This is a genomic window from Marinomonas sp. MED121 (assembly GCF_000153025.1).
Classification (GTDB): Bacteria; Pseudomonadota; Gammaproteobacteria; order Pseudomonadales; family Marinomonadaceae; genus Marinomonas.
In genome coordinates, this window is sequence record NZ_CH672430.1 from 392,211 (window position 1) to 409,699 (window position 17,489).

The window sequence follows — 17,489 nt, forward strand, 5'->3', positions numbered from 1 at the left end:
TTAATAAACTTGTTACCACTACCCATGGAACTTTAATGATCATTCGTCTAATTGTTTTTATTGTTATCTTCTTTTTGCTTTGGTGGCTTTACAGAAACATTCGCGCCTTAATTAACAAGCGCAGCGAACAAGTCAATAAGACTGAAAACAAAGAGTCACACGAGGAAATGATTTCCTGTAAGGTTTGCGGTGTGTATACACCCAAAAGTCATGCTATCAAGGGGAAGAACAATCATTTCTACTGCAGTGAAGAACACTACCTTGAAGATAAATAAATCATCAAACAGCTAACAGAAAGCCAATAAAAGGAGATTTCAACGTTAGCGATTAATGGGCAAGCTTGCGAACCAATACAAGCGCCCAGCTTCTTCCTTTAACCACCAGCAACGTATCGATTGATTAAATTGACGCTGAGCACACAAGCGATAAACAACCTGTGGATTGTTATCCTTTTCCAATTGCCATAGTAGAGCATCGCTTTGATATTGGTACATATATGGCCAAGCTTCTATGCTGGCTTGACTGATATCCAATTCACAAAAATGGCCACACGTTGAAAGCGCTGCATCAGCTGATACTAAATCACTCATCACTTTATATTCAAAAGCTTGCCAAATTTGTTCTCCTTCTAACGCAATGCTCTCTTGAAAATGCCATTGCCTTTGCACCCCTACATCTTGATTAAATTGATAAGAAAGTAACATCACAAAAAGCAGCAAGAGTAAGATAGGTAAGCTGATAAAGGCGTTTTTATTCATCTTTTTCTTAACTTACGATAAAGCTCAAAGGAAATTCACAACTGGGGTTGTAACGCCAAACCTCTCCCCTATGACTAGTATAAATAGCTTCATTATTTGAAGTATTCACATCACAATTGGCCTGTATAACCATAAGCTCTAACCAAACGCCCTTGATTTGATTTAGGGGGTATAGACCGTAGTCACTTTTGAGTTGGTCCAGTCGACCACTTTGATCGGTATCTAACAAAGGATAAACTGCCAATTTACTGATACCACTCCAAAGCTCTAGGGAATTACCACTCTCACTCGGGGTTCGCCAAAAAGCCGCTGCGTCCATACCTTGCGCTACATACCAGATAAAGCCTTGCTCAGATAGCAAGATGCCAGACTCTCCTAGTAACGCCCCATCACTAAAGTGCAACAGAGTATCCTTAGTGTTTACCTCATTAATCACGCCGCTCGCCTCACCATAACAGCTGGAGAAAGTAACCCTTTCGCCTTCATCCCAGTCACAGACATAGGCCAAGGTAGGTGACAAGGTGTTAAAGCTCATAGGGTAGCTACACACACCATTATGACTAGCTACAAGCCAATCACTTTGCGCCATTAGGTCTTTGCTACTGATGCGATCAGGTAAGGTGCCTGTGGCAGATCCAATTTCAATCGTTAAGCTCTCTCCTTTACCACAGCCTTTAAAGAAAATAGGCGCTAACTGAGATTGAAAATGATCCATCACAGCGTTAGTCAACCTCACTCGCTGCAAGAGTCGCTCTTTCGTTGAAGCTTGATCACGCACATGGGACACAAGAGGCAATAAAAACTGCATCAACACCATTAATACAGTCAAAGAGATGGCAAGCTCAAACATAAGATAGCCATGATAGTTTTTTAACACGGGAAAAGGCCTCATTCCCTTTCACCTAATGCATCAGAAGTTGATGGCAAGGTTACGCCCTCATCACCAATCCAGCCTAAAAACCACACCTCTAACTGCGCCTCGGCACAACTTGAGCACGCAGCTTTTTCAGCCGTTGCCTTCTCTCCTTCAAGCCATGCAAAGTCTTGTAAAAGACGCCTTATCATAAGGCTCTGTTTGGCTCGGTAACCTTGGTCAGCTTGCTCATCAATGGCTTTAATATGGCGAAAATCATTTTCACTCTGTTGATTAAGTAAGGTTAAAATGAGGGAGAAGAAAATGAGACTTAGCAGGCTTTCAATCAATACCCAACCAGAGCGCGAATAAGGATAAGCTGCACCAGAAGCGATTCTTCTCATAAACAAGCTTCTCCAGTTAATGTTTGACTCTCAACTGCCCCAAGGTATGAGCGACCACTTTGGTTTAAAACAATTTTTGCGATCAAACCAAACTGACAAAGATAAAAGGTGCCATTTTGATAACCTGAATGGCCACTTTCATAGAAGTCGATTTGTTTTTTATTAGCAGGAAAACCAGACCAACGTACAGTCAAACCTAAAGGAAAATTATGGTGTGTTTTAATGGCTGATACACTTTGAATATACCAACCTAAAGACCACTGACCATCACATAGGGCTTGTTGATAGTCACCGCCACATAATGAGATTTTCTGCTGAGATTTCACCGCAAACTGACGCGCAAAGTGAATACCTTGAGCAAGGTTTGTCTGCGCCTGTATCAAGGCCTCATAATCCGTTTGGGCAAACAAAGACGCCAAGGATGAATGCCAAGTTTGCTTGGCAAAAAAAGCCAGAATCGCAAGCACCAAAAGCACTTCGACCAAACTAAAGGCGAATACCGAGGACTTAGTATATAAAGACATAGGAAACCTCCTTGTTTCCGACGTTTTACACTAATAATGAGTTTTCATATGATAGATTCAGTCTCAGGTTTAAGGCTAAAATCGTTTCTTCAACCTAGAAGGGGTTTCGAATAAGATCAAGATATTGTTTAACCATTCCCTACGGGTCTTACAGAAAAAATGTCCCCCCCGTTGTGACTTTTTGAAAGGTACCTACACCTCTTATCAGAAAAAAGGTCAAAGTCACGCCTTGCTTGGCACTTTTTTCCACATGTCTAAAAAGAGCAGACTGAGAACAGGTGACTTAATCGCAGGTTCCTTAAACAATGCCTTGATCAAACCATTTCGTCATTAATTTTGCTATCTGCCTTGGTTTTTGAAAAGGAAGCGAATGATCACAGGCAGATAGGGAATGATATTGCCAATCCGTATTTTGTTGAGCAAGTGACGCATAAAAAGCATTTAAACTTGAATGACTTAAGTACCCAGCCAACAATAACGTAGCAGGTGCTTTTTCTAACAACTTATCTCTGACATGCGAGCCTTGCTGCTCAACAAAGTCTGTGACCGCATCAAGCGCATAAGAAAAACCGATAGCCCTATGGGCTAAACGTGACTGGGTGGTCGCTTCTGCCACCGGATGCTTGCGCCTATTTGGTGCAACACTGTCAACAAAGTGTGCGATTCCTAACTCAACATCCCCTGTCTCTCGAATCGTCATAGCGGCTTTTTTATACTTATCTCTAAGCTGCACCAGTTCTGTATTACTTTCACGGTCTAAGCTTGCGGGCTCTAACAAACACATTTTTATAATACGCGTCTGAGTTAAGCAGCCTGCTTGATGCTTCTCTTGTAACTTATGATTTAGCAGTAAGGAGACCAGCCCCCCTAAAGAATAGCCAATTAGGTCAAACTCCTTTAGCGCTAAGGTTTCAATGAGAGACAGCATCTCATTGGCTAAACTGTCTATGGTCACCGCCTCTTCTTCTCCATGGTGAGCAAAGGTTTCACCCATGCCCTTTAAGTCGGGGACCAAAATACGCTGCCATATTTGCAGGTGCTCTAAAATAGCTGACCAAGTAATGTCTCCACCGACACCAGCCCCATGAATAAACAAGGCTGTGCCTTTTTTTGTTGCTTTTGGATTCTCATAAATACGGTATGCCAGCCGAGTATCAGCAAGATTGAGATAGAAAACCTGTGACAATTGGAATAATCCTTTGTGAATAACGTTCAAGTGATACCACTGGTGACTTATAGTCGATACAATAGCGTTTTTTCTTGTTTCAGTATTATTATGACAGATATTAAGCTTGTAAATCTTCCTTACCTAGAAGAACTGATTCACCTCTATCCCTTCTATCGGGATTTACCACAACCAATACTGTTAGACAGTAACCAGCCTAGCTTTCCCAACACAGATTACGACATACTGGTGGCAAACCCGATTGCCAGTATTAGCGCGACCTTAGGCGACACTAAGGCAAGTATCACCTGGCGTGATCAGGCACTTTTTCAAATCGATGAATCCTTACCTGTGATGGAAAGTATTGAGAGTCTAATTCAGCAAGCTTGTCAGCTTGAATGGGCGACATCAGCAACAAGTGAACTCCCTTTTACAGGGGGAGTAATGGGGTATTTTGGTTATGATGCCGGACACTTTGTTGAAAATTTACCCAACACAGTCATTCATGACGTTGATCTTCCCATTATCCAAGCAGGGCTTTATGGCTGGGCCATCGTTAGTCTTCACAAAACGAAACAAACTATTTTAATCCAAACCCCTTGGTGTGATGAGCAAGAAATAACACAAATCATTGCGCGTCATACGCACTTTATTAATACAAATAAAAAACCACAAGATACTGATATTAAAGATAATTTATTTAAATTAGAGCAAGCATTTCAATCTAATATGTCAGCTGACGAATATCAGGTTAAGTTTGAAAAAGTGCAGCAATATATTCAAGCGGGCGATTGCTATCAGGTAAATTTAGCCCAACGTTTTTCCAGTCGTTATTCCGGTGACCCGCTAAATGCTTACCAAAGTCTACGAAAAAGCTGTCCTACCCCGTTCTCAGCATTTATGGAAATCGATAAACTGGGTTATGTTCTTAGCCATTCTCCTGAGCGTTTTTTGCAAGTAAATCAAGGCCAAGTTGAATCCAAGCCCATCAAGGGTACTCGAGCTAGGGGTAAAACCCCAGAAGAAGACCACAGCTTGGCACAAGACTTGCTAAATTCTACTAAGGATAAAGCTGAAAATTTAATGATTGTTGATTTGCTGCGTAATGATATGGGTAAAACCTGTGATACAGGGTCGATTAAAGTACCTAAACTCTTTGCCCTAGAAAGCTACCCGAATGTGCATCACCTTGTTTCTACCGTCACCGGCAGTATTCAAGATAAAGAAAAGCACTTCAATGTGTTCAAACATAGCTTTCCAGGCGGCTCTATTACAGGGGCCCCTAAAATTAGAGCAATGCAAATCATTGATGAATTAGAACCCCATGAGCGTTCAGTTTATTGCGGTTCAATTGCTTATTTCAGCTTAAATGGACAAATGGACTCAAGCATTACCATAAGAAGTCTGGTCGCTGATCAGGAAAATATTCATTGTTGGGCTGGTGGTGGACTCGTTTCTGACTCACAGTGCCAAGATGAATATCATGAAACTTTCACAAAAGTGAAGCGCTTGACCCATACTTTGGAAACTGAATTTCTAAATTAAGGGATATCATGAAAGATGTAGAAACATTTTTAGCCTCCCCGCCTATTTCCCCCAGCATAGAGGAAATTAAGCGGGCACTCGGCCGTAATTTTTTCACATCACAAATACAAAACCCAGATCAAAAACTGGCGCCCAGTGAATACGAAATTGCCTTTAAGGCAGCGTCAGTTCTCCTCCCTATCTGGCACTCTCCCACTGCTGGCTTGCAAGTTCTCTTGACCCAAAGAGCCAAACATATGCGTAATCACCCAGGCCAGATTGCTTTTCCTGGTGGTCAAATGGACGATACCGACCCAAGCGTCATCGCAACAGCACTGAGGGAAACAGAGGAAGAAGTGGGTCTAAAACCACAAAACTTCAATGTAATTGGTCAACTAGGCGATTATTTCACGACCTCAGGTTTTTGTGTCAGTCCTGTGATAGCCGAAGTCACCAAACTTACACCCATTATGATTTGTTATGATGAAGTGGAATCAGCTTACTGGGTCCCTTTAGATTATCTTCTTAATCCACAAAACTTCAGCTTTGAGCACAGAGTGCTAGCGAATAAGACCCGTGGATTTTTTGAAATCGATTATGAGAACATTCATATTTGGGGTGTCACAGCGGGTATCTTATATTGCCTATATCAAGCGCTCACAAGTGAGCGCTAATGACGCACTGTTTTGATAAATAAAAATCATTCTCACAGTTAAGCCAAGAAAGCATAAGGTTAGTGTGCTTTCTTATTTCATTCCCATACCACATCTTGCTATGGTTGCCCTAAAAGAGGCTAACCATTTTAGGCACGACACATGACATCATTTAATTTAGACGCGTTTACCCAAGCAAACACGGAAGATGCGGCGCAAAAAATTATCCATAACGCATTAAAAGAATTCGACAATATCGCTATTTCATTCAGTGGCGCTGAAGATGTCGTTTTGATAGATATGGCGGTGAAGGCAAAAAAAGACATTCAAGTATTCTCCTTGGATACGGGTCGCTTACACCCTGAGACCTACCGCTTTATCGAGCAAGTTAGAAAGCATTATAATGTCAACATTGATATCTTAAGCCCTGATCGTGAAGCACTAGAGAGCTTCACCAAAGAGAAAGGTTTATTTAGTTTTTTTGAAGATGGTCACAAAGAATGCTGTGGTATTCGAAAAGTCGCACCGCTTCGTAACAAACTTCATACCCTTGATGCTTGGATTACAGGTCAACGTAAAGACCAAAGCCATGGCACACGTACTCAGCTTGCTATCGCTGAACTAGATGATGCCTTTAGCTTAGAAGACAAACCTTTATACAAATTTAACCCACTTGCTAACTGGTCATCGGAAGATGTTTGGAACTACATCAAGATGTTCGATGTGCCTTATAATGAACTTCACACAAAAGGTTATATTAGTATTGGTTGTGAGCCTTGCACCCGCCCAGTACTTCCTAATCAACATGAGCGCGAAGGTCGTTGGTGGTGGGAAGAGTCTGAGCATAAAGAATGTGGTCTTCATGCCTCAAACTTGATCCCTGTTAATAACCAATAAGCACACCCGCAATGAAGCATGATGGGATCTCCTCATGCTTCATTGAATATCCTCTCCTACTAGATTAAACATAAAGACAAAATTTTCAGCCCCCTCTCCCGCTCATTAATTTATCAATGCTAGAATAGGCTTTTGCTTAACTTAACGAGTTAGACCCATGATTAAAATACTGATTAGTGCTTGCTTAGAAGGTCAGCCCGTTAGATATGACGGAAAAGCGAATGGGGTAGAAGCAAAAGTATGGCAAAAGTGGCAAGATGAAGGGCGTTTAATTAGCCTGTGTCCAGAAGTTGCAGGCGGCCTTGAAACACCTAGAGCTCCAGCTGAAATCATCTCAGATGCCCAATCCCCAAACCACCTTCAAGTCATCACTATAGAAGGTGAGAATGTGACAAAAGCCTTTAAGAAAGGCGCACAAATAGCGGTTGATATTGCCTTAAAAGAAGAGATTAAAATTGCCATATTAAAAGCTAAAAGCCCTTCTTGTGGTAATCAGCAAATATACGATGGCAGTTTCTCTGACACAAAAATCGTAGGCCAAGGCATCACAGCAAGCTCACTTAGTAAGCTCAATATAAAAATTTTCAACGAACATCAGCTTAGCGAAGCTGAAGACTATCTCAAACAGCTAGAAGAAGCGTCTCAACAGGCTTCTGCAGTCTGAGGCCAACGCATCATCAGTGATTGATACTCTTTCTCAAGGTCTTGGGCGTGCTGATATAAGGTTCTCCCTGCTGGGGTGAGCTCTATCTTTCGGCCATGACGTATTAATAACACCCGCCCTAACTCTTGCTCTAATTTTTGAATATGCTGACTAACAGCAGGTTGAGTAATACCTAATGAGCGGGCTGTTTGTGTAAAGCTCTCCTGCTCAACCAAAAGTTTGAACGTAATTAAATGCTGGCTATTTAACACGGCGTCATCCATAAATTTTTTAATATAAGCTCAAATTATGGCAGCTCTCTCTCTAGCGAACATTGACCTAAATCGTCTTTTCGTTAAAGATGGGGTTTAACCGCTTAAATCCTTGACAAGGAGATCGCCAAGTGACCAATTTTGATCATGAGGATAGGCTAAGTATTTGGCAAGAACGCCAATCTGGCCCAGTAACATCGCGCGACAATGATTACCGTACACCTTATCAAAGAGACAGAGCCAGAATCATACACAGTGCTGCTTTTAGGCGGCTCCAATCAAAAACCCAAATCCTTGCCATTCGTCAAAACGACTATAGTCGAACTCGGCTCACCCATTCTTTAGAAGTCGCACAAATTGGTAATGGCATAGTGCATCATCTTCGCTGCGCTAATTCACCTGATGAAGACTTTCAAGCCTGGTTACCAGAAGAGTCATTAATCGAAACCATTTGTTTAAGCCATGATATTGGCCACCCTCCTTTTGGTCACGGAGGGGAAGTCGCTCTTAACTATCTCATGACAGAGTCCGGTGGCTTTGAAGGTAATGCCCAATCCCTTCGAATCTTAGGCAAGCGAGGTTCTTACTCCTTGGATTTCGGCATGGATGTAACCCGCAGAAGCCTGCTTGGCATTCTTAAGTATCCCGTATTACACCAAGATGTGGTCGGCAAGTATGGCGCTAAACAAAGCTCGTTTCGCCAATTTAAAGCAGAACTCTGGGGGCCTCCTAAGTGTGTCTATAATGACGAGCGAGAATTATTAGACTGGATTTTAGCGCCTTTTTCAGAAGCAGATAGAAACACCTTTAAAGCGGTCAAAAAACAGACTAATAGCCGCCATGCAAAATCATGCCATGCTGGTTTTGATACCAGCATTATGGATCTCGCTGATGATATTGCCTATGGTGTCCATGATTTAGAAGACGCAATAGTGCTTGGTATGGTGACGCCTTTAATGTGGCAAGAACATCTAGAGCCTAAGTTACTTGACGCTAACTGCGCCACTTTAAGCAACAATATAGACATGATTCGCAGTAAGCTTTTTAGTGGTGAAAGCCATTTACGAAAAGACGCCATTGGATTTTTGGTTAGCCACTTTATTACTTCAGTAAAAGTAATACAAAAACCAGAATTTGAGCATCCATTATTAGGCTTCCAGGCAAGTCTCCCCTCGCCAGAAGCAAAGGCCCTGAGCGCGTTAAAACAGTTTGAAATGCAACATATTATCTTTCGGCCTGAGGTTCAAATGTTAGTGTACAAAGGTCAGCAAATGTTGCTAGAAATGTTTGAGGCTTTAAGCGCTGATCCAAATCGCCTTTTACCTCAAGACCTGGCGGATGAATGGCAAAAAGCGGAAAGCAAGGATGAAAGTGGTCAACGCATTATTTGTGATTATATGGCATCCATGACAGATGATTATGCAAGCAGGCTTTACAATAAGCTATTTGTACCAAGTCTTGGCTCCGTCTTTGAACCTATGTAAACGGCTCCCCTAAACAAAAAAAGAAGGGACTAGGCCCTTCTTTTTTTCATTTAAAACTGATGTATTATTTATTTAATCGCTTTCCCAGTAAACAAATATCAAAGGGTTTATTTGCCACTTTTGCGGCTTGAGGCAACAAGCCCCACTCATTAAAGCCATGCTGCTGAAATAGACCTAAACTCGATAAATTTTGTAGAAAAACAAATGCCATTAGATGCGTAACACCCAATAAAATCATATCTTCTTCTAATTTGTTTAGCAGCGCCTTACCTACCCCTTGTCGATGAAATTTTGGAGAGACGTAAACCCCCACTTCAACGCAATCTGAAAAAGCAGGTAAACCATGAAAGTCATCAGCATTTGCCCAAGCAATGACTTCAGAGTCTGACTCAAACACCCAAAATGGACGCTCAAGGTGACCTTCTTCCAGCCAATCCAAAACATCCAATAGCTTAATAGGACTTAAGTGACCCGTTGCTAAGCCAGTTGCAATCGCTTGGTTGTAAATAGATAAGATAGCAGGCGCATCTTCTAGCTCAGCCAGTCGAATTCGCCCGCTCTTTGTAGGTGACATTAGCCTTGCTCAAGTAAACGGCGCAGGTCAATGATAGCGGCATTCGCGCGCGATATATAAGATGCCATCACTAAAGAGTGATTAGCCAACATACCAAAACCACTGCCATTTAGAATCATTGGCGACCAAACTGTCGCTTGACTTGCTTCTAATTCACGAATGATTTGGCGTAAGCTCACCAGAGCATTCTTATCTTGCAAAGTAAAAACAAAATCGACTTCTACCGCTCTAAGAATATGAATCAACGCCCAACTTGCACCTCGTGCCTCATAAAAGACATCATCAATCTTAAGCCAAGGTGTTTTTACCTTTTGCTGCGACATTTCTTGTGTCGATTGCTGTGCATTAGCATCACCGGCTAAATCCGTGTTTTCACGGGTTTGAGCCACACTAGCAGAGAGGCGTTGAGATAAGCTGCCTAAACGTGTTTCAACATCTTGCAACCAGTTTTGAAGATTATCAGAGCGCGCATAAAATTGAGCCCCAGAATCCCCACGCACAGCAAGACGATCAAGGTACTTTAACAGCTCTGCATTACCACGCTGATATTCGCTTTCACTTGAAGGAAGCGCCCAACTCGTGTGATCAAAGTTAAATTGCGGTTCAACAATTTTCAGGTTCTGATCTTCTGTTGATTGCGACTGTGAGCGACTAAAGTCTTTTCGCAATGCACGCGATAAATCACGTACTTGGACTAACACACCAAATTCCCAGGCAGGTATATTGTCAACAAAAACACCAGGAGGTGTGATGTCATTACTTAAAAAGCCGCCAGGCTTTTCTAATAAGGTATCGACCAAGGTATAAAGAGTATTGGTAGTGGTATAACCTACAACCAATTTTTTACTGTTATTGAGATAACCTCTTTGCTCAGCTTGTTGCTTAGCAACAGACACCACATCAAATTGGTCTGGCTCATTACTCCAGTAGATACCTAATGCCGTCCAGATAACACATAAAGCAGCAATAGCAATGGCAATCCATTTCCCTACACTAGACAGCTGCCCAGCGCCTTGCAAAAAAGACAACTTATCCGCAAATTTCATCATGTTAAATACACCTTAACCTTGTTTAACTTCAATCATATGTTGTGCGCGGCGATATATCATGCCCCGCACACGAAAAGTGTCTATACGGCTATTAATAATCTGATATAGCAAACGTGCTTCCTTATCATTCGGCCAAAAGATCTCAATATTAAGCTGATCCTTTTTTATTCTATCAATAATTGGTTGTAACTTCTGAATTACAAGCGCTTCTGACAAACTAAAGAGGTTTTGAGGTAAATAAAACTTATTTTGCAATCTCTTTGGCTGATTTGCCTTTACGACTTGAGGCTTTGCTCTGACGCCATTACGCCAGTCTTTAATTTCTTGTTGGGTTTGACTAATTAAAGGGCTAGCTGAATCAACAAAACGTGCTGAGTCAAGGTACTGCCTTGCACTCTGATTATGCCCTTGTTTCGCTTTATCGAGGGCCCAACCAGTATAAAAACGTATAATTTCTTCAATACCTTTTAAGGCGGCTGTATTATTTGGTTCTCGTCCTAATGCGGCTTGAAAATAAAGGTTGGCATTATCTTCTTCTGGGGTCAGTAGCTTTTGATTAGCCAGAGCAATATTACCTAACTCCAATAACCTCAGCGTAATCGGATCCTTTGAAATCACCATATTAGGTGCTTTGTTAACAACTTTAAGAGCGGTTGTATCTGCTGATAAATTCGGTTCTTTTTCAGTTGGACGACTTGTATCTGAGACAGTCTGATTGAGTGATGAGTTATCAGGCTGCGCATCATCAAGTTGCATTAAGCTGTCTATCTGATCGACATCAACAGCCGGTTTTAATGATGTTGCAGCAATGGCAGCGTCATCAAGATCGGTCACAGGTTTAGTGTTTGTCGCCCCTTGATTGGCAGACTTGCCCTCTGACATCAAAGCACCATTATCGGACACATGATTTTGCGTTAAGGATTGGCATGCGGTTAACACTAACAACAAAGGCAGCCATAAAAATGCTTTCAAACTCTTTCCCCCTGACTTTTTTATAAAAAGTCATTTAATTAGCAACTAATTTAACAATTCTGTGTCTGACACGTTAACATTGACACCTTTACGATTTAGCAACACTTTTAGATTCAGATGGATTTTATGCGATACCTAACCCTGCTTATTTTATTCTTAACCAGTACCTCTTTGCACGCTTTGGATTTAAAACTTCCTTTTAGTGCAAAAACAGCGTTTTTACCCGTTCAAGAAGCCTTTCAATTTAGCTTTACGCCAAAAGACACGAATAAAATTGAGCTAGTATGGGATATTGCAGAGGGTTATTACCTCTATCAGCATCAATTTAAAGTGATTGATAAAAGTGATACACCTAGCCAGATTGAATTTTCACCTTTTATAGCAGGTGAAAAGAAAAACGACCCGTATTTTGGCGATGTAATCGTCTATCGTGATCAATTTAAAACAGAACTTATTTACGATAAAGACCTAAATGAAGGCAGTTTAATCAAAGCGGTAATTAAGTACCAAGGCTGTGCTGATAAAGGCTTATGCTATCCGCCACAATCGCTTCCTATTGAAGTGAGCGTACCTAAATTTAAGCAAGTTTCAACAAACGCCCCTCTAGAGACAAAGTTACCGGCCCCCTCACAAACCAATCAGGTAATTGATTTAATCAAAAATAGTGACGGCATCACCATTATCATTACGCTATTTGGTTTAGGGCTTTTATTATCCTTAACACCCTGCGTACTTCCTATGATTCCCATTGTGTCAGCGATTGTAGTGGGATCACAAAAAAAACCTTGGCAAGGTGTTTACTATACCCTTTTGTACATTTTTGCTATGGCCAGCACATATGCAGCACTCGGCGCTTTAGCTGGATTTTTTGGAACTCAATACAATATCCAAGCCTATCTACAAAGCCCAACCGTTCTCTTAATTAGCGCGAGTATTTTCACCCTATTAGCCCTAGCTATGTTTGGTCTATTTGAGCTAAAGCTCCCATCAGGCTTGCAAAACAAACTCGAAAACTTAGGTAATGCCAATACAAAAAACAAAAGCATCAGTGTGATCATTACAGGCATACTGGCCACATTAATTGTTTCACCCTGCGTATCTGCCCCTTTAGCAGGCATTATTCTTTATGTCAGCGCCCAAGCAGACCCACTATACGGTGCAGGCTTGATGTTTGTATTGGCGCTGGGCATGGCGACCCCTTTATTATTAGTCGCGATTTTTGGCACCAAAGTGTTACCCAAAGCGGGCGAATGGCTCAATGACATTAAAGCCTTAATGGGATTTGCATTACTTGGGGTGGCGATTTGGCTCGTCAACAGGCTTAACCTTGGGCATTACGAATTGATCCTCTGGAGTCTTTACTTTAGCTTCCTCGGCGCTTACCTCCTAATGCGCTACCAATTAAATAAGCATAATGTCATACGCTTAGGTTTAGCCATTGTTTGCTTGATCATTGCACTCCTGCAAGCGATTGGAGCTGCATCTGGCGGTAAAAACGCCTTACACCCGCTCATGCATTTAACACAAAGCAAAAACACAGGCTCATTGTCAGAACAGAAACTCAACTTTATTGATATCTATTCCATCGCAGAACTCGATCAAATTATCCAAACTAACCCTGCCAATAGGCCCATATTGCTAGATTTTTATGCCGACTGGTGTATTAGCTGCATCGTCATGGAAGAAGAGATTTTTCATGCACCAGAGGTACGACCGCTTTTGGAAAAGTTCACTCTAGTTAGAGCCGATGTTACTGATAATTCACCAGACAATCAGGCGCTACTAAAGGCTTTTTCCCTATATGGTCCACCTAGTGTTTTATTTTTTACAGGTAAAGGCGAGCACTTAAAAGAGATTGCATTGGTTGGAGAACCCAGTAAAAAAGAAGTCATAGAAAGGCTTAATTTTAGCCTTGAGCGCAATTAGTAAGCAAAATCAAAACAAACAGGTTTACTAAAGATCAAAAAACACACCAAGAAAACAAATTTTGTGTTTTTTCCCGAAGAACTAGACAAATTCCTGCTTTTTAACGATAATTTCACGTCAATTATAAATACAGAGAAGAGTGTATGGCGTCATTTTTAGTGCTAAACGGCCCTAACCTAAATTTATTAGGCACCCGTGAACCAGAAATTTATGGTTCAACAACACTAGCTGATGTGGAAGATACACTGACTAAACAAGCCCAAAATCAGGGCCATTCTTTAGATTTCATGCAATCAAATGCTGAGCATGACATCATCAATCGTATTCATGATGCTCGTGGCGTTATCGATTTTATTATCATAAACCCAGCGGCCTTCACCCATACCAGCGTTGCTATCCGTGATGCCATTTTAGGGGTGGATATTCCTTTCATTGAAGTACACCTCTCCAACGTGCATGCTCGCGAACCTTTCAGACATCATTCTTATTTCAATGATGTGGCAAAAGCGGTTATTTGCGGCCTCGGCACTAAGGGTTATGAATACGCTTTAGATTTCGCTATGACTTATTGCTCTCAGGATAAGCATAGCTAGCGCTTGCGCTCTAATTAACACCAGAAGGCTTAGACTTTCTGGAAAAATAAACACAGACAGAAGAGACAAAACATGGACATTCGTAAAATCAAAAAATTGATCGAACTATTGGAAGAATCCAATGTATACGAAATTGAAATTAAAGAAGGTGAAGAAGCAGTACGCATCAGCCGTGGCGGCGCCGCTCCTGTTGCTTATGCAGCCCCTGCGCCAGTAGCAGCACCAGCTGCCGCTCCTGCACCAGCAGCGGCAGCAGCAATCGCACCTGCAGCTGAGCCAGAAATTGCTGGCCATGCGGTTAAATCACCTATGGTTGGTACTCATTACCGTTCTCCAGCGCCAGGCTCTAAAGCTTTCGTTGAAGTGGGTCAAAAAGTTAATGCTGGCGACACGATTTGTATCGTTGAAGCAATGAAGATGATGAACCAAATCGAAGCAGACAAATCAGGCACTATTGGTGCCATCCTTGTTGAAGACGGCGAAGCTGTTGAATTCGACCAACCGCTTGTCACTATCGTTTAATTACTTCAATAGGTTCTATCATGCTTGATAAAGTCTTGATTGCTAACCGAGGTGAAATTGCATTACGTATCTTACGTGCGTGTAAAGAACTCGGAATCAAAACAGTGGCTGTCCACTCTAAAATTGACAGTGATTTGCTTCATGTACGCTTAGCGGATGAGTCCATTTGTATTGGTCCAAACCCATCGGCAAAAAGTTACCTAAACATTCCTGCCATCATTAGTGCAGCAGAAGTCACTGACAGCTCAGCGATTCACCCAGGCTATGGTTTCCTAGCCGAGAACGCTGACTTTGCTGAACAAGTTGAAAATTCTGGCTTTGCTTTTATCGGTCCTAAAGCGGAAACCATTCGCCTTATGGGTGACAAGGTTTCTGCGATTGTTGCCATGCGTAAAGCTGGCGTACCGACAGTACCAGGCTCTAATGGCCCAGTACCATCGGATGAGAACGAATGTAAACGTATCGCACTAGAAATTGGTTACCCAATTATCGTTAAAGCCGCTGCCGGTGGTGGTGGTCGTGGTATGCGTGTTGTTCACGATGAAGATAGCTTGCTTAAGTCTATCAGTATCACCCAATCTGAAGCGGGTTCTTACTTTGGCGATAGCACGGTTTACATGGAGAAATTCCTAACTAACCCGCGCCACGTTGAAGTACAAGTTTTGGCTGACGGCCAAGGCAATGCGGTTCACCTATATGACCGTGATTGCTCTTTACAACGTCGTCACCAAAAAGTATTGGAAGAAGCGCCAGCACCTCATCTTGACCCTGAATCTCGTGCGGCCTGCTTACAAGCTTGTGTTGATGCGTGTATTGAAATTAACTATCGCGGTGCAGGTACTTTTGAGTTCTTGTATGAAGATGGTCGTTTCTACTTTATCGAAATGAACACTCGTGTTCAGGTAGAGCACCCTGTCACCGAGATGGTAACAGGCATTGATATTGTCAAAGAGCAGCTTCGCATTGCGAGTGGCTTAACACTCTCTATCACACAAGAAGATGTGGTACTTAAAGGCCATGCGGTTGAATCTCGTATTAATGCGGAAGATTCTAAAACCTTCATGCCAAGCCCAGGTAAGATCAACTACTTCCATGCACCAGGTGGCATGGGCGTTCGTGTTGACTCTCATATCTATAGTGGTTACTCAGTACCACCGACTTATGACTCAATGATAGGCAAAATCATCTGCCATGCAGACGATAGAACGACAGCCCTAAAACGTCTTTCTAATGCATTAGATGAAACCTTCATCGATGGTATTAAGACAAATATTGAGCTTCAAAAAGAACTAGCAACTGACCCTCATTTCATCGAAGGTGGTGTTAACATTCACTACCTTGAGAAGAAACTTGGTCTATAAACTTTTACTACAAATCAATTTGAGTAAAGGTTAAGCTAAGAATACGGCTCGACTATCCTAGATAGTTCGAGCCGTAATCACGTTTACTCAGCACTTTCATATAAAAAGCCACCAACTCGACTTATTAACGAGTAAGATTATATTAGTTTGATACTTTTTTAATAAGTGCTATTGAGTACACACCTATTAGGTTTAACATGTCATTTTATCGAACCTAACCGTTTTTTTAACAGGAATAGATTATATGCCTTGGCTTCAAATCCGCGTTCAGAGCACGCCAGAACAAGTTCCAGAATTAGAAGACCTTTTGCTCGGATGCGGCGCTATGGTCGTAACATTTGAAGATGTGAACGATGATCCTGTGTACGAACCAGAATTGAATACCACACCACTTTGGAATAACACCCGTGTCACAGGCCTATTCGAAGCCGATGCGGACATAGAGCAAATTCGTCCTTTAATCGATGAAAAAGCCGCTGAGCTGAAAACCGACCTAGCAACTAAAATCGAGATTTTAGAGGACAAGGATTGGGAACGTGAGTGGATGGATAGCTACCACCCTATCCAATTTGGTAAACGTTTATGGGTTTGCCCAAGCTGGCGTGAAACCCCAGAACCAGATGCCGTTAACCTTATGCTAGATCCTGGCCTTGCTTTTGGTACAGGCACACATCCAACCACAGCACTTTGCCTTGAATGGTTAGACAGCATAGATTGCCAAGACAAAAACATTATCGACTATGGTTGTGGCTCAGGCATTTTAGGCATCGCCGGTTTATTATTAGGGGCAAAAAACATGGTAGGGATAGATATCGACCCACAAGCCGTTCAAGCCACTCAAGATAATGCCGTGCGTAACAAAATTGATGCAAGTCGCATCGAAGTAAAACTGCCACCTTATGATAGTGAACTGCAAGCAGACGTTGTGGTCGCTAATATTTTAGCAGGCCCATTAGCACAACTAGCTGACACAATTTCAGCGCTCGTTGCAACCGGCGGACAACTTGCTCTATCAGGCATACTATCTAATCAAGCACAAGAAGTGATTGATGCTTACAGCCCTTGGTTCACCATAGAATCAGTGGTTGAAAAAGAAGATTGGGTGCGTATTGTCGGCACAAAGAACTGATCTGACTTGGCCCTATTTAACACTCAACAAAGCTAAATAGGGCCGTTATTTTTAAACAGGTGAGGCTTACTTTTAAAATGAAAGTATCCCCCAATAAAGTTTAAAATAGAGTAATATCTCATTATTGTATTTCATTTTTTTAGTGTTACGTTTAGTTTTAGAATCAAGTAGACGAATCGATTTATT

At 41.9% G+C, this 17,489-nt stretch carries 20 protein-coding genes; 11 read left to right on the plus strand and 9 right to left on the minus strand.

Annotated features, from left to right (window positions below; all coding sequences use genetic code 11):
- The first annotated feature begins 35 nt into the window (after window positions 1-35).
- Window positions 36-275: a PP0621 family protein gene (locus tag MED121_RS24520; RefSeq protein ID WP_009833512.1), complete on the plus strand. Its 240-nt coding sequence runs from the start codon at window positions 36-38 to the stop codon at window positions 273-275.
- A 45-nt stretch (window positions 276-320) separates the two neighbouring features.
- Here the strand turns inward: MED121_RS24520 and MED121_RS09760 are convergent, their stop codons facing one another.
- From MED121_RS09760 to MED121_RS09780, 5 genes are all read right to left on the minus strand, one after another.
- Window positions 321-758: a hypothetical protein gene (locus MED121_RS09760; RefSeq protein WP_009833513.1), complete on the minus strand. Its 438-nt coding sequence runs from the start codon at window positions 756-758 to the stop codon at window positions 321-323.
- A 7-nt stretch (window positions 759-765) separates the two neighbouring features.
- Entirely contained in the window at window positions 766-1,650 is an 885-nt protein-coding gene (locus MED121_RS09765) for a hypothetical protein (RefSeq protein ID WP_009833514.1), read from the minus strand.
- Window positions 1,647-2,015, minus strand: a complete 369-nt coding sequence (locus MED121_RS09770; protein ID WP_009833515.1) for a hypothetical protein — start codon at window positions 2,013-2,015, stop codon at window positions 1,647-1,649. The genes MED121_RS09765 and MED121_RS09770 overlap by 4 nt, the downstream gene beginning before the upstream one ends.
- Window positions 2,012-2,539, minus strand: coding sequence for a GspH/FimT family protein (locus MED121_RS23685; protein WP_009833516.1), 528 nt, complete (start codon window positions 2,537-2,539; stop codon window positions 2,012-2,014). The genes MED121_RS09770 and MED121_RS23685 overlap by 4 nt, the downstream gene beginning before the upstream one ends.
- Window positions 2,540-2,837: 298 nt before the next feature.
- On the minus strand, window positions 2,838-3,725 hold the full coding sequence (locus MED121_RS09780; protein WP_009833517.1) for an alpha/beta hydrolase: 888 nt from the start codon (window positions 3,723-3,725) through the stop codon (window positions 2,838-2,840).
- A gap of 15 nt (window positions 3,726-3,740) precedes the next feature.
- Here MED121_RS09780 and pabB point away from each other — a divergent pair, with 15 nt between their 5' ends.
- The 4 genes from pabB (at window position 3,741) to MED121_RS09800 (ending at window position 7,442) form a co-directional block, all read left to right on the plus strand.
- Window positions 3,741-5,249, plus strand: coding sequence for an aminodeoxychorismate synthase component I (pabB, locus tag MED121_RS09785; protein WP_242603198.1), 1,509 nt, complete (start codon window positions 3,741-3,743; stop codon window positions 5,247-5,249).
- A gap of 8 nt (window positions 5,250-5,257) precedes the next feature.
- Complete coding sequence (locus tag MED121_RS09790; RefSeq protein WP_009833519.1) at window positions 5,258-5,902, plus strand: CoA pyrophosphatase; 645 nt, start codon at window positions 5,258-5,260, stop codon at window positions 5,900-5,902.
- A gap of 141 nt (window positions 5,903-6,043) precedes the next feature.
- On the plus strand, window positions 6,044-6,778 hold the full coding sequence (locus MED121_RS09795; RefSeq protein WP_009833520.1) for a phosphoadenylyl-sulfate reductase: 735 nt from the start codon (window positions 6,044-6,046) through the stop codon (window positions 6,776-6,778).
- A gap of 157 nt (window positions 6,779-6,935) precedes the next feature.
- The gene (locus MED121_RS09800) at window positions 6,936-7,442 is read left to right on the plus strand and encodes a DUF523 domain-containing protein (RefSeq protein ID WP_009833521.1); all 507 of its coding nucleotides are present in this window, start codon (window positions 6,936-6,938) and stop codon (window positions 7,440-7,442) included.
- Here the strand turns inward: MED121_RS09800 and MED121_RS09805 are convergent.
- Window positions 7,421-7,705, minus strand: a complete 285-nt coding sequence (locus MED121_RS09805) for a LysR family transcriptional regulator (protein WP_009833522.1) — start codon at window positions 7,703-7,705, stop codon at window positions 7,421-7,423. The two genes, MED121_RS09800 and MED121_RS09805, sit on opposite strands and share 22 nt — an antisense overlap.
- A gap of 119 nt (window positions 7,706-7,824) precedes the next feature.
- Between MED121_RS09805 and MED121_RS09810 the strand changes: the two genes are divergently transcribed.
- Window positions 7,825-9,177 carry an anti-phage deoxyguanosine triphosphatase gene (locus MED121_RS09810; RefSeq protein ID WP_009833523.1) on the plus strand — a complete coding sequence of 451 codons (1,353 nt, stop codon included), beginning with the start codon at window positions 7,825-7,827 and terminating at the stop codon, window positions 9,175-9,177.
- Window positions 9,178-9,241: 64 nt separating this feature from the next.
- On the opposite strand, the gene MED121_RS09815 is transcribed toward MED121_RS09810, so the two are convergent.
- Genes MED121_RS09815 through MED121_RS23690 form a run of 3 tightly spaced genes read right to left on the minus strand, consistent with a single transcriptional unit; the run spans window position 9,242 to window position 11,772 of the window.
- Window positions 9,242-9,751 (minus strand): GNAT family N-acetyltransferase, encoded by a 510-nt coding sequence (locus MED121_RS09815; RefSeq protein WP_009833524.1) that lies wholly within the window; start codon window positions 9,749-9,751, stop codon window positions 9,242-9,244.
- On the minus strand, window positions 9,751-10,800 hold the full coding sequence (locus tag MED121_RS09820; protein ID WP_009833525.1) for a DUF2333 family protein: 1,050 nt from the start codon (window positions 10,798-10,800) through the stop codon (window positions 9,751-9,753). The genes MED121_RS09815 and MED121_RS09820 overlap by 1 nt, the downstream gene beginning before the upstream one ends.
- 12 nt (window positions 10,801-10,812) lie before the next feature.
- Window positions 10,813-11,772, minus strand: coding sequence for a hypothetical protein (locus MED121_RS23690; protein ID WP_009833526.1), 960 nt, complete (start codon window positions 11,770-11,772; stop codon window positions 10,813-10,815).
- Between the two features lie 126 nt (window positions 11,773-11,898).
- Here MED121_RS23690 and dsbD point away from each other — a divergent pair, with 126 nt between their 5' ends.
- From dsbD to prmA, 5 genes are all read left to right on the plus strand, one after another.
- On the plus strand, window positions 11,899-13,698 hold the full coding sequence (gene dsbD, locus MED121_RS09830) for a protein-disulfide reductase DsbD (RefSeq protein WP_036179895.1): 1,800 nt from the start codon (window positions 11,899-11,901) through the stop codon (window positions 13,696-13,698).
- A gap of 143 nt (window positions 13,699-13,841) precedes the next feature.
- Complete coding sequence (gene aroQ, locus MED121_RS09835) at window positions 13,842-14,291, plus strand: type II 3-dehydroquinate dehydratase (protein WP_009833528.1); 450 nt, start codon at window positions 13,842-13,844, stop codon at window positions 14,289-14,291.
- Window positions 14,292-14,363: 72 nt separating this feature from the next.
- Window positions 14,364-14,813: an acetyl-CoA carboxylase biotin carboxyl carrier protein gene (gene accB / locus MED121_RS09840; RefSeq protein ID WP_009833529.1), complete on the plus strand. Its 450-nt coding sequence runs from the start codon at window positions 14,364-14,366 to the stop codon at window positions 14,811-14,813.
- A gap of 20 nt (window positions 14,814-14,833) precedes the next feature.
- Window positions 14,834-16,174 carry an acetyl-CoA carboxylase biotin carboxylase subunit gene (gene accC, locus MED121_RS09845; protein ID WP_009833530.1) on the plus strand — a complete coding sequence of 447 codons (1,341 nt, stop codon included), beginning with the start codon at window positions 14,834-14,836 and terminating at the stop codon, window positions 16,172-16,174.
- Window positions 16,175-16,418: 244 nt separating this feature from the next.
- A complete protein-coding gene (prmA, locus tag MED121_RS09850; RefSeq protein ID WP_009833531.1) occupies window positions 16,419-17,303 on the plus strand; it encodes a 50S ribosomal protein L11 methyltransferase in 885 nt (294 codons plus the stop codon).
- The last annotated feature ends 186 nt before the right edge of the window (window positions 17,304-17,489 follow it).